Consider the following 13,151-nt stretch of genomic DNA (forward strand, 5'->3'; position numbering starts at 1 on the left):
CATGGCAGACCTGGAAATCAAGCAGTTGGCCAAAGAGTATCCCACACGGGCTGAGTCCCTGAAAGTACTCACAGACGTTTCACTGTCTCTTTCCCAGGGTGAAAGCGCCGCGATCCTCGGCCCCAGCGGCTGCGGCAAGAGCACCCTGCTCTACTGCATCGGCACGCTGGAAGCGCCCACCTCCGGCACTATCACGCTCGATGGCCAAGATCCGTTTGCCTTGAGCGACGTGCAGCTGGCCAAGTTTCGCAGCGAGAACATCGGCTTCATCTTCCAGGACCATCACCTGCTGCCGCAATTGACCGTGCTGGAAAACGTGCTGGTGCCCACGTTGGCCGACGGCAAGTCAACTCCACAGCAGATCGAGCGAGCCAAGATGCTCATCGAGCGAGTCGGTCTTTCGCAGCGGATCGAACATCGCTCGGCCGAGCTTTCCGGGGGCGAACGACAACGGGTCGCCGTTGCCCGCAGCTTGATCCATCAGCCCAAGCTTCTGCTGGCCGACGAGCCGACCGGCAACCTTGACAAGACGAACGCCGAGTCGATCGGCAACTTGCTGTTAGAGCTACAGAAGGAAGAGCAGTCGATCCTGATCGTGGTGACGCACAGCCAGGAACTGGCCACCATCTTCCAGCAGCAGTACCAACTGGACGACGGCAAGCTGCAAGGTCAGCAGCCGATCACCCACTCGTAACGCCGGGAAGGACTTCCATCATGAATCGTTGGCGTTTGGTTCTGCGAAGTGCTCAGCAGTTCTGGCAAACCAACTTGGCCGTGTTGCTGGGTGTCGCTGCGGCAACGGCCGTGCTCACCGGGGCACTCATCATTGGTGATTCGGTTCGCGGTAGCCTCCGCGATCTGGCCCTGTCGCGTCTGGGTTCCATCCAAGAGATCTTGCTGGCCGATCGTTTCTTCCGGCCAAACGTCGCCAGGCAGATTTCTCAGCAGAACGAAAACACCACGACCGTGCCGATCGTCCTCATGCAGGGAACCCTGCAAACGGTCCCCAAAAAGCCCGACGATCCGACCAAGGTCGCCGGCAACCTGGCAGTGCTGGGGATTGATGAGGCCTTCTGGAAGTTAGGAGACGTGTCAGGCTGGACACCGACCGATATCACCGACGAAGAGATCATCCTCAATCAGCCACTCGCCGAAGAGCTAGGCGTGAAGCAAGGAGACCTCGTCACGCTGCGTCTACCAGGCGGCAACGATGTGCCGGCCGACAGCCCTTTGGGACGCAAGACGGCCGAAACGCAAAGCCTGCCACGGCTTACGGTGAAAGCAGTGATCCCGGCGGAAGGTCTCGGTCGTTTCGGCATGCACCCCACGCAGCAGCTGCCGCTCAATGCGTACGCGTCGCGATCCGCCCTGCAAGACGCTTTGGAACAAGATGACCGCGTCAACGCGGTTCTGGTCAGCCATCCCGACGGCCAGACGCTCGATCTCAGCAAGCTGTTTCTCACGCTGGCCGACTACAACTTCGAACTGACCCAGGTCAAGCAAACCTTCGAAGAGGAAACGATCTACGACTATTGGCAACTGACCAGCAGCCGGATGCTCTTTGGCGACGCTGCGTCCGACGCCGTCGAGAAGGCCTTCGAAGGGGATGCCCATCCGACGTTCACCTACCTGGCCACGTCGATTGGTGTCGGGGAAGTGCCGGAAGGGGAAGATAAGACCTCGATCCCCTACTCGACCGTCACGGCGATTCAGTTTAGCGGACTCGATTACCCACTGGTCGATCTTGATGGCAAGCCAATCGAGAAGATTGGCGAGGACGAGATCGTCCTCAACTCGTGGACCGTCCAGCACCTGGTCGAAGCGCGCGCCGCGAAGCTCAGGAAAGACAACCCAGAACTGAGCAAAGAAGACGCCGAAGAGCAATCACAAGTAAACGTCGGCGATACGATCTACCTGAAGTACTTCGAACCGGAAAGTTCACACGGCGTGGCCAAAGAGACAGGCCGGACCTTTCGCCTGGTGGCCATCACGCCGCTCACCGAGCCGTTGGATCCATTTCGTCGCACAATTCCACCTGTGTTCGACAAGCGTCCTACAACAGCTAATGATCCGGACTACACGCCGGTCGTGAAAGGCATCACCGATCAGGACTCAATCAATACCTGGGACCCGCCGTTCCCTTACGACAACTCCCGCGTCGATGGAGAAGATGAAGAATATTGGGACTATTATCGCACCACCCCCAAAGCATTTGTCGCGATCGAGACAGGGCAAGAGCTGTGGGGAAGCCGCTTCGGCGAGGTGACTTCCTTCCGCTTCTCGGGAAAGAAGGTCACCGACGAGCACGAACTGCAAACCAAGATTGAAGACGCGCTGACGCCGCATCGCATGGAGCTTGGTTTTCGCTTGTTGACCGTTCGCCAGGATGCGTTGCGTGCGGCCGCTGGCACGACCCCATTCAACGTGCTGTTCATGGGCTTCTCGATGTTCATCATCGGCTCGGCGCTCATGCTGGTGTCGCTGCTGTTCCGCCTGGGCCTCGAGCAGCGGAGCCAGCAGATTGGCCTCTTGCAGGCAGTGGGGCTCAACCGAAAGGTCACCCAGGGCCTGTTGATGCGCGAGGCCGGACTGGTTGCGTTGGTCGGAAGCATCGCCGGCGTGATCATTGGGATTGGCTACGCTTGGCTGATGCTCGTCGGTCTCAGAACGTGGTGGCTGGGGGCAGTCGTCACGCCGTTTCTGACGCTGCATTTGGATAACCCCAGCAGCCTGGTAATCGGGCTGATCAGTGGTTCGCTCGTTTGTCTGCTGACGATTTACTTCGGCATGCGAGGGCTGAAGAAACTCTCGGTGCGGGGTCTGCTGCAAGGCAGCACCACCGACACCCAAACCACCTTCGGCAAGCGTAGCCTCTGGGCGATGTACACAGGGATAGCGTGTGCTTTGGGCGCCGTCGGCCTGTCGTTCTTAGCCGCTGGCCTTGGAGGAGAAGCCCAGGCCGGGGCGTTCTTCGGTTCCGGTGCGTTGGTCCTCACGGCATGCCTGCTCCTGCTGTGGCACATGCTGCGTAGTGGCGCTGGTTCTGGCGGCGAAGGTTCCTTCACGCTCGGACAGTTGGCCATCAGCAATGCGGCCCGGAACCCGGGACGTAGCACGCTCACGATCGGTTTGATTGCGTCGGCCGCGTTCCTGATTGTGGCGATCGGGGCGTTCCGGCTTTCGCCCACCGATACCGGCTCTGGCGGGATGAACCTGATTGCCGAGAGTTCGCAGCCTCTCTATCGCGATCTCAATACCGAAGAAGGCCGCCTGGAAACAGGCTTCACTGACGAAGAAGACCAACAACTCAAGTCGACCACGATCCTCTCGTTGCGGGTTCAACCTGGCGACGATGCCAGCTGTTTGAATCTCTATCAATCGAGCAGTCCTCGCGTGCTGGGTGTAACGCCGAGCATGATGAAGTATTACGCCCAGTCCGATGTCACCCACTTCGAGTGGGCAGCAAGCGGTCGCAAGCCTGAGGATGCTACACCGTGGGAAGCCTTGGAAGTGAAAGCGGATGGCATCGATCAGCCGATCCCGGTGGCACTCGATAAGAATACGGCCATGTATGCCCTGCATTTGTATGGCGGCATCGGCGAAGAGTTCACCACCACCGACGATGACGGCCGCGAGACGAAGTACGTCGTCGCTGGCTTGCTTTCCAACAGTGTCTTTCAAGGGAACCTGTTGATCGGCGAAGTGAACTTCGTCGAGCGTTATCCCGACGTGAGCGGCTACGAGATGTTTCTCATTCGCACACCGGAAGGGAAAGAACAAGCCATCCGCGACATCTTAGAGAATCGACTTTCCGACCAAGGCTTCGACATCACGTCGGCCGAGAAGATATTGACCGGCCTGTTGGCAGTGCAAAACACTTACTTGTCGACCTTCCAAAGCCTAGGGGCATTGGGGCTCTTGCTGGGTACGTTTGGCCTGGCAGCCGTTCAGCTGCGAACCATTCTTGAGCGGCGGTCCGAGCTGGCCTTACTCCGAGCGGCCGGCTTTGCCGACAGTCGGCTGTACTCGCTGGTCATGCGTGAAACGATGGTCTTGCTGCTGGGCGGACTGGCAACCGGTATTATTTCGGCGTTGATCACGGTCGTGCCGCACATGGTGTTCGGCAACGCGTCGATCCCGTTCGTTTCGCTGGGCGTGATGTTAGGTGTGATCCTGGTTGTCGGTATCATCAGCAGTAGCCTTGCCGTACGTTCGGCCCTGAAAGGGAACATCGTCCCGGCCCTGCGTGGGAACTGAGCAGGCATTCCGCTTCCCGGTCCCCTGCCCCGATTGCCGCGGCAACTTAATCGTCGGCTTCTGGTAGCTGGACCTCGTCAACGACCAGTTCGCTCGTTAGAATGGGCAAAAGTCGTTCTAACAACTATTTCGCCTCCCCCTGACCCAACCTGGAGTAGTTCTTCCATGCATTTCATTTTCATCATCTGTGGAATCGCGCTAACCGCACTCTCTTGGGGAAGTTACGGTCCGGTCCTTCACGAAGGCCAGCATCACCTGGGCAACGACCGCATCAAGCCGCTGATCTGCGTTGGCTTGGCTTACCTGGTGGTGGCGGTGATCATTCCTTCGGCCATTCTGATCGCCCAAGGCAAGTTCACCACCGAATGGACTTTCAGCGGGTTCTCGTGGAGCTTCATCGCCGGGACGTGCGGAACGTTTGGTGCGTTCGGTTTGATTCTCGCGCTCACCAACGGAGGCAAGCCATGGGTGGTGATGCCGCTGGTGTTCGGTTTCGCCCCGATCGTGACGACCATCATCTCGCTGTTCACGAAGAACCTGTGGAGCCAGGCAGGTCCGATCTTCTATGCCGGGATCATCATGACCATTGCCGGTGCCGTGACCGTGCTGCTGTTTGCTCCGAAGGGTGCCCCACCGCAGAAGTCGGCTCACGCACCAGAAAAGACCGAAGAGGTCAGCAAGGCAGAACCGACCAAGCAGCCCAGCGCCGTCGAAAAGCTGACCGGCGATGCCGAGTAACGCGGAAGGCCTGCTTGCATTGATGAGTGACACGTCGCTAACGCCGCAGTCCCAGATGGAGGCCATCGACTCGCAGATGGCCCATCTGTGGATGGTGCGTACGTTCCTCAAGCACGCCGAGGAAACGGAAGAAGACGAAGAGCTGCAGCAAGTCGCTCGAACGCTGTATGACTACATGCTGGCCCTGGGGCCGGCCGTTCAAGCCAACGACCCCGGTACCTACTTGAAGCAAGCCAAGAAGAAATTCAGCAAGCTTCGCAAAGCGTGTGAGCTGTTCGAAGAGATCCAGCCTGAGATCTCGGACCACACCAACTTCAAAATGGCCGCGGTCAGTTGTCGCCTGGTGGTGAATCAGGTCGAAGCCATTCTCGGTGCTAGCAGCGGCTCCTAAACGGGGGCCTTCGACTGCTGTCAGGTTCTCTATTTGCCCAGCTCTCCATTCTGGGTATAACCAAGGCCCGAGAAACCTTGCCTGGGCTGTCCACGGATCGGAGTTGGCCTGGGTTTTCCGATAAAAGCCACGTCAAGGAAGACGAGCCGTGAGCCTCCCCCCGCTCTTGCAAGCGTTCAAATCGATGCATCCCGCCAAGGTTCTGGTCTTGGGGGACATGATCCTCGACCGTTACACCTACGGCGACGCTCAGCGAATCAGTCAGGAATCTCCCGTTATTGTGCTGCACGCCGACGACCAGGAACTGCGTCTGGGCGGAGCCGCTAACGTCTGTAACATGCTGCGTGGCCTCGATTGTCACGTGGTGGCCGCTGGCGTACACGGCCGCGACGAGTCAGGCTCGCAGATGGTGGAACTCGCTCAGCAATCAGGCATCGACACACGACTGATTGCGTGCGATGCGTCGCGTCCGACCACGCTGAAAGAACGCTTCGTCGGTCGAGCCGGTTCACGTCATCCAAGCCAAATCCTTCGCGTCGATCACGAAAAGACCGAACCCATCGCCGATTGGCTCGTCGAGAAGATCTACTCGGGGATTGAAAACCAAATTGAAGACTTCGACGTCATTCTGATCTCCGACTACAACAAAGGGGTCTGCACGCCGAAGCTGCTGCAAATGGTCATCCAGTTGGCCAACGAGCATGATATTCCGACGCTGGTCGACCCGATGCGAGGGCACGACTACGAGCGTTACCGCGGCGCTACCCTGCTGAAGGCCAACCGAATCGAAACCGAACTGGCCAGCGGTGTTTCGCTGAAGACCGTTTCCGATGCGTCCTCTGCGGGCAGCCAATTGTGCCAACAGTTGGACCTGCAGGATGTGATCGTCACGCTCGACCGAGACGGCATGGCCTTGGTCAGCCGAGATGGCGCGTCGTGCCACTTCCCCACCCAGGCCCGTAGCGTGTACGACATCACCGGCGCCGGCGATATGGTTCTGGCCATGCTGGGTGCTTGTCTGGGTAGCGGCTTGGATAAAGAAAACTCGGTTCGCCTGGCGAACGTGGCCGCAGGACTGGAAGTCGAAAAGTCTGGCGTGGCCGTAATTCCCCTGGCCGAGATCGAAGCCGAACTTCGCACCGACCTGCTGCCGGGTCAGAAGAAGATTGTCACCCATCAGCAGATTGCCTCGATTGCCGAAGAGCATCGTCGCCGCGGCGAGAAGATCGTCTTCACCAACGGTTGTTTCGATCTGCTGCACTTCGGACACGTGACCAACCTGACCGAAGCCTCGAAGATGGGCGAGATCCTGGTCGTAGGACTCAACAGCGACGAGAGCGTCTCGAAGCTCAAAGGCCCAACGCGCCCGGTCATCAGCGAGACGGAACGCTCGGCCATGCTGGCCGCGCTCTCGTGCGTCGACTACGTGGTGGTCTTCGGCGAAGACACGCCGTATGACCTGATCAAAGCGGTTCGCCCCGACATTTTGGTCAAGGGTGGGCACTACGTACCGGAAGAAATCCCCGGGTACGACATTCTGCAGGAATATGGCGGAGAGATTCGCCTGGTCGACATCGTCGGTGGTTTTTCGACGACCGACATCATTCAGAAGGTTGCGGCTAACGAAACCATTCGCCGCACGGCTGCCTAGTCTGTTTCCAAGGAGTGGGGCCATGGCTGGCACACGAAACATTGCGGTCGTTTTACCGAATTGGATCGGCGACGTGGTCATGGCCACGCCAACCCTACGGGCAATTCGCGAAGGGCTGAAGCCCGGCGACCGCCTGGTCGGCGTGATGCGGCCTTATGTGCAAGATGTGTTGGCCGGTACCAGCTTCCTGGACGAAGCCATCCTGTGGAGCAAGAAAGCGAAAGAGCCGAGTCAGCGGTTCTTGAATGTCGCCTCGCAGCTTCGTCGGCAACGGTTCGATCAAGCCATTCTGCTTCCCAACTCGATCAGTTCGGCAGGGCTCGCCTACCTGGGCGGCGTCAAAGAGCGCATCGGTTACCGTCGCTATGGCCGTGGTCCTCTGCTGACACATTCGCTAGATCCACCGACTGAGAACGGCGAACGCACGCCGGTTTCGGCCGTCGACTACTATCTTTCGCTGGCCGAACTAGCCGGATACGAAGTTCGTTCGCGTCACTGCGAACTCGGCTTCACCGACCTCGACGATCTGCGTGCCCAGGTCCTCTGGCGGCAATATCGCTTCTTCGAGCGACGTGTGATCGTGTTCAACACCGGGGGAGCGTACGGCGGAGCGAAGCACTGGCCGGCAGATTACTACGCCGTGCTCGCTCGTCGCTTGGTCGAAGACCCTCGCAATGCGGTGCTTTTGATTTGTGGCCCCAGCGAACGCGAGACGGTCGCTCAGATCGAGCGTGAAGTAAATCACCCATTCGTCCGTAGCCTGGCCGAAGAAGACCCGAGCATTGGTCTGAGCAAAGCCGTGATTAACATGGCTTCGTTGATGATCACGACCGACTCTGGACCGCGGCATTTCGCCGCCGCGTTCAACGTACCAGCGGTTGCTATTTTTGGTCCGACCGATCCACGCTGGGCCGAGAACTACAATCCTTACGAACTGATCCTCTCGGCCGACACCGACTGTGCCCCGTGTGCCGAGCGCGAGTGCCCCCTGAAGCATCATCGCTGCATGCGCGACCTGGCCGTGAACGACGTGCTGATCGCGGCTCAGCGACAACTCGACTGGCAAGCAGATCAATCCCGAGCGGCTTAAGCTTCCGCTGGGGAAAATGTTCCGCCGCGCTTCCGATTGCTCTTAGGCAGAATCATCCACGCGCAGATCATTGCGGACTTCGACATCGCTGTCGATCGAACGAACCAGTTCCTGAGCAAGTTGCTTCTGATAGAACGAGGTGACGCGGCCACTAAGACAGACCGTGTTTTCGTGCTCTTCGTCAAGTTCGACCTGAATGAATCGTAGGCGGGGATTGCTGCTGGCTGCGAGCGCTGTGACAACGCGCGAGCGGACATCTTTCATCGAGGAACTAATCATCCGTAAATCCTCTGGAGTGGCCTTCCCCGCGAAAAAACAGCACTTTCGCGTTAGGCCAAGACAGGTGTGCGAGAGAAGGTAGTGGTAGGCACCGCCACGGCAAATCCGTCGCGTGGTGTGTTCATCAGAGTAGCGATGCACCCCATTAGTTGTAGAACGTGATCAAGAAGTGGTCAAGCTAAACCTGAGGAAGCTTGCCCAGCTTTCGCAGTTGCTCGATCACTTGATCGGCAAGTTGACCCGGCGTGTAATCTCCACCAGCCAGATGAACTTCCGGTTTGGCTGGAGCTTCATACGGATCGTCGATGCCGGTGAAGCCTTTGATCTCGCCTGCCCGAGCTTTCTTGTATAGCCCTTTCGGATCACGCTGTTCGCAGACTGCTAGCGGTGTATCGACGAACACCTCGATGAAGTCGCCTGCACTTCCGCTCGACTCGACAATGCGTCGGACCGCATCGCGATCGGCCTGGTAAGGACTCACGAAAGCAGTCAGCACCAAGACGCCAGCTTGGCAGAAGAGGTCCGCGACGGCTCCGATCCGGCGGATGTTTTCTGCCCGATCTTCGGCACCGAACCCAAGCCCAAATCGCTTGGCGAACTCCGGTGAGTAGCTTTCTTCGAGAATCTTCCCGCTGGCATTCAGGCCATGACGAACGTTGTCGCCATCGAGCAAAAAGGTGTGGATGCCCATCTGATGGAGCTTTCCATCGACCGCGTTGGCGACCGTGCTTTTACCACTGCCGCTGAGCCCGGTGAACCAAACCACACCCCCTCCATGTCCATTGAGTTTCTCCCGATCGGTGCGGGAAACATGGTGGTCGTGCCAGGTGATTTCAACGTTTTCAGACATGGTGAGTTCTTACACAGTTGCAGTGAGGCTAATAGTTAGCCCTCGATTCTAGCAAGTTCGCAGAGGTTCGCGGACAGGACGTTGCTCGGGCAGCTCCACACCAGGAAGAACAGCGCCTCGCGGCACCAGCGTCCTACATCGTGGCTTTGCAGATAGCCGGCCCCCTTGGCTGAACTGAGGGCCGCCTGGGTGATCCGCAGCACGAGGCTGTTGGCACGCGAGCGGATCTGCAGCGGATCGCACTGAGGCTCTCCCGCAGCGGCCGCTAGAAGATCGTTCTTCAGGGCCTCGAGCTCCGCCTCGAAGTGTTCGGTTGGTTGGGCGAACTCGGTTCGTTTTTCACGCTGAGCTACCAGGAAACGATACGCAGCCGTGGAAAGACCGACGGCCAAAGTCGAAGTTTCCAGACCACCGGTGTTGGCCCCTTTCCCCTTCTTCATCACATCTTCGCGAGGACCATCCAGGATCCACTCGTGCGGACAGAATGCCTCTTTGAAATTGACCGGGCCGGTTTGACTGGCCGACAAGCCGACTAGTTCTGCCGGCTCACCTACTTCGATTCCAATCCCCTTGGCAGGCACCGCCATCAGCAGCTGCCGACCGTCTTCCAGACTGGCACCAATCACCAGCGTATCGGCCGCTTTGGCCCCCGTGACCCAAGGGCTGTAACCATCGAGCTTGTAGCCGCCGTCGACTTCGGTTGCTAACAGCGCTGGCTTCTTCAGGTGCTGACGACTGGTCGTTAGATGCGAGATGCCGACCGTGGCGAACGTTCGGCCTGAGAGCAAATCAGGCAGCAACGATCGTTTCAGGGCCTCGTTCTCGCTCGAGGCAATCCGTCGACATGCCCCTGTGCGCTGGGTAATTACGAACGTTGTGGTCAAACAAGCGGCAGAAAGTTCGAGATAACCTCGCACGACATCATCGCCTGACCAACCGAGCCCGCCCTGCTCTTGGGCGATAAACCAGCGAAAGACCCCATGCTCTGCACAATTAAGTAGCTGTTGAGCAGGCCAGTCCTGCGCGGTCTGCAGAGAATTCGCGTTTTCGCTTAGCTGCGCACATAGTACCGCAAGGTTGCTTGAATCGGGTGTGATGATTTCTTTATCGGCCATCGTTATCCCCATCAGAGGGTCAAGGCGCCAGCGTCGCTGGCAATGTTGGCATTCGGTTTGCTTCTACTGCAAGCTGTTCTATCTCATTGAAACCATCATTCCCAGAGTGTGCGATGGTGGCAAGCGGCCAGAGAAAGGTCGACCTGACAGTCTCACCTCAACTCGCCCTCAATAATTGGCCTCCCTGAATTGACGGTTCATCCGTAAGCTACGACAAGCTGGCAAGCTACGAAAGAATTACGGGAAGTGAATCGAGATAGATCAGACGCTTGTAGGAATTTCCTGGCATATTACCCCCCCTGCATTTGCTTGCAGGGGTCGCGTGTCGGAAGTCAACTCGCTACATTGCCAGTGTGCATGGATTCAGAAGCCCTTGTATCTTCAACCAGTTAGGTAACTGCGATGAGCCAGGCTGAAATGACCAGAACCGAGGACGACAACGTGACAGCACCCGTCGAACTCTCGGCCGAAAAGTTGTACGAAAAGTGCATGTCGCTGGCCAATAATCTTTGGTGGACTTGGCAACCGGACGTATTCAATCTGTTCCGCGATCTCGACCCCATCCGTTGGCGACAGTTAGACCATAATCCAATCGCCTTGCTCCGCGAATTTACCCCCGAGCGTCTCGAGACGCGGGTCGCGGAGATGGTGCTTTATAGCCGTATCAATCACGCTTACCGCCGGCTGAAAGAATACATGGCCAGCAGCACCCCATGGGCCGATACCCATGCGGGCGTTCTCGGTGGTAAGCCGGTGGCCTACTTCTCGGCCGAATTCGGTATTCACGAATCGATTCAGATCTATTCTGGCGGTCTCGGCGTTTTGTCCGGTGACCATATCAAGAGTGCCAGTGGTCTGGGCGTGCCGCTTGTTGCCATTGGTCTGTTCTACGATCAGGGTTACTTCAAGCAGCACCTCAACGACGAAGGTTACCAAGTGGAAGAATATCTCGACACCAAAGTCGAGAACCTTCCGATGAAGCCTGCCACCGACCCGGATGGCAAGCCGATCACGGTGACCATCCAGATGAAGGATGGCAACCTTTTGGCGAAAGTCTGGCAGATGAACGTCGGTCGCGTGCCGCTGTTCCTGTTGGACTGCGACGTCGAAGGCAACAGCCCCGAAGACCGCGAATTGACTAGCCGTCTGTACGGTGGTGACGAACGCACACGTATCCGCCAGGAAATGGTGCTCGGCGTTGGTGGTATCAAGGCCCTCAAGGCTTTGGGCATCACCCCTGGCGTGTATCACCTGAACGAAGGTCACAGCGCGTTCGCCACGCTCGAAGCCGTTCGCGATCACATGCACGAAGACGGCATGAGCTTCGACGACGCCCTTCGCGAAGTTGCTAAGCGAACCGTCTTCACCACGCACACTCCTGTGCCTGCTGGTCACGACCGCTTTGATGCCGGTCTGATCGAAGAACATCTGGGCGTCTTGCGAGAATCGATCGATATCTCGCACGAGCAGCTGATGGGCATGGGTCGGGTCGATACGAACAATCAGCACGAAACGTTCTGCATGACGGTGTTGGGGCTGAAGGCTTCCCGCCGTGCCAACGCCGTGAGCCAACTTCACGGGCACGTTTCGCGAAGCATGTGGGCCCACCTGTGGCCATGGCGTGTTGAAGAAGAGATTCCGATCGGGCACATCACCAACGGTGTGCATATTCCATCGTGGATCGCCTGGCAGATGATGCAGCTTTACGATCGCCACTTCCCCAGCGGTTGGTATCAACGCATGGGCGAGTCGGACGTATGGCAATTCATCCACGACGTCGACCCAGGTGAACTTTGGGAAACGCACGCCACGCTAAAGAACTTGCTGCTGCAGTTCGTCCGTCGTCGCATCTCGCGTCAATGTCGTCGCCGAGGTGAAAGCGATGATGCAGTGGAACGCGCACGAACCGTGCTGGATCCGAACGTCTTGACGATCGGGTTCGCACGTCGTTTCGCTACCTACAAACGAGCCGACCTGTTTATGACCGACGTCGATCGCCTGATCGAAATGATGAGCGATCCGAAGCGTCCGGTGCAGTTTATCTTCAGTGGTAAAGCTCACCCGAAAGATGAACCAGGTAAGGCCAAGATCAAGAAGATTCACAACCTGCGTCACGATCCACAGTTCCGTGACAAGATTGTGTTCATCGAAGATTACGACATCAACGTCGGCCGTCACTTGATCCAGGGTGTGGACGTTTGGTTGAACAACCCTCGCCAGCCACTGGAAGCCTCCGGCACCTCGGGCCAGAAGGTCGTTCTCAACGGCGGCTTGAACTGCTCGATCCTCGACGGTTGGTGGGCAGAAGCCTACGACGGCCGCAACGGCTTTGCTATCGGCACCGGTCGTACGCACACCGATGTGGCCAAGCAGGATGCCCGCGATGCGGAAGACCTGTACAAGGTGCTCGAAAACGAAGTGATCCCGCTGTACTACGACCGCGATGTCGACGGTCTGCCACAAGGCTGGATCAAACGCATGATGTACAGCATCAGCACTTCGGCCTGGCGATTCAGTGCCCACCGTATGGTGGCCGACTACACCAAGCTGTGCTACGTGCCAGCCGCTGGTGGCTTAAGCAGCCAAATGCCTGGTTAAGCACCACGCAGATTCTCAAAATCATTGAAAAGGATCCGGTTCGGCCGGATCCTTTTTTCGTGGTGTCTCGTCAAAATCATAGCAATCAAAGATGGTTTTGTTTGAGTTTGGCCAAATCAGCAAGATTCCGGCTGACACGAGGCATCAACGTTGACATAATAAAAAGACCGGGATGGGCATCT

At 57.8% G+C, this 13,151-nt stretch carries 10 protein-coding genes; 7 read left to right on the plus strand and 3 right to left on the minus strand.

Annotated features, from left to right (window positions below):
* Position 1 precedes the first annotated feature (1 nt).
* The 6 genes from PSR63_RS06560 (at position 2) to waaF (ending at position 8,127) form a co-directional block, all read left to right on the plus strand.
* The gene (locus PSR63_RS06560; protein WP_274331776.1) at positions 2-694 is read left to right on the plus strand and encodes an ABC transporter ATP-binding protein; all 693 of its coding nucleotides are present in this window, start codon (positions 2-4) and stop codon (positions 692-694) included.
* A 20-nt stretch (positions 695-714) separates the two neighbouring features.
* Positions 715-4,257 (plus strand): FtsX-like permease family protein, encoded by a 3,543-nt coding sequence (locus PSR63_RS06565; RefSeq protein ID WP_274331778.1) that lies wholly within the window; start codon positions 715-717, stop codon positions 4,255-4,257.
* A 165-nt stretch (positions 4,258-4,422) separates the two neighbouring features.
* Positions 4,423-4,995 carry a hypothetical protein gene (locus PSR63_RS06570; protein ID WP_274331780.1) on the plus strand — a complete coding sequence of 191 codons (573 nt, stop codon included), beginning with the start codon at positions 4,423-4,425 and terminating at the stop codon, positions 4,993-4,995.
* On the plus strand, positions 4,985-5,386 hold the full coding sequence (locus PSR63_RS06575) for an amidohydrolase (RefSeq protein WP_274331782.1): 402 nt from the start codon (positions 4,985-4,987) through the stop codon (positions 5,384-5,386). The genes PSR63_RS06570 and PSR63_RS06575 overlap by 11 nt, the downstream gene beginning before the upstream one ends.
* Before the next feature lie 148 nt (positions 5,387-5,534).
* Positions 5,535-7,037, plus strand: coding sequence for a D-glycero-beta-D-manno-heptose 1-phosphate adenylyltransferase (gene rfaE2 / locus PSR63_RS06580; RefSeq protein WP_274331784.1), 1,503 nt, complete (start codon positions 5,535-5,537; stop codon positions 7,035-7,037).
* Positions 7,038-7,059: 22 nt separating this feature from the next.
* Positions 7,060-8,127, plus strand: a complete 1,068-nt coding sequence (waaF, locus tag PSR63_RS06585) for a lipopolysaccharide heptosyltransferase II (RefSeq protein ID WP_274331786.1) — start codon at positions 7,060-7,062, stop codon at positions 8,125-8,127.
* 42 nt (positions 8,128-8,169) lie between these two features.
* On the opposite strand, the gene PSR63_RS06590 is transcribed toward waaF, so the two are convergent.
* The 3 genes from PSR63_RS06590 to PSR63_RS06600 all read right to left on the minus strand — a co-directional run bounded on the left by PSR63_RS06590 (position 8,170) and on the right by PSR63_RS06600 (position 10,371).
* Positions 8,170-8,406: a BON domain-containing protein gene (locus tag PSR63_RS06590; RefSeq protein WP_274331788.1), complete on the minus strand. Its 237-nt coding sequence runs from the start codon at positions 8,404-8,406 to the stop codon at positions 8,170-8,172.
* A 178-nt stretch (positions 8,407-8,584) separates the two neighbouring features.
* The gene (gene cysC / locus PSR63_RS06595; protein WP_274331789.1) at positions 8,585-9,256 is read right to left on the minus strand and encodes an adenylyl-sulfate kinase; all 672 of its coding nucleotides are present in this window, start codon (positions 9,254-9,256) and stop codon (positions 8,585-8,587) included.
* A gap of 35 nt (positions 9,257-9,291) precedes the next feature.
* Positions 9,292-10,371, minus strand: a complete 1,080-nt coding sequence (locus PSR63_RS06600) for an acyl-CoA dehydrogenase family protein (protein ID WP_274331791.1) — start codon at positions 10,369-10,371, stop codon at positions 9,292-9,294.
* Between the two features lie 402 nt (positions 10,372-10,773).
* Here PSR63_RS06600 and glgP point away from each other — a divergent pair, with 402 nt between their 5' ends.
* On the plus strand, positions 10,774-12,969 hold the full coding sequence (glgP, locus tag PSR63_RS06605; protein WP_274331792.1) for an alpha-glucan family phosphorylase: 2,196 nt from the start codon (positions 10,774-10,776) through the stop codon (positions 12,967-12,969).
* The last annotated feature ends 182 nt before the right edge of the window (positions 12,970-13,151 follow it).

The sequence above is a fragment of the Bremerella sp. P1 genome, from assembly GCF_028748185.1.
Taxonomy (GTDB): Bacteria; Planctomycetota; Planctomycetia; order Pirellulales; family Pirellulaceae; genus Bremerella.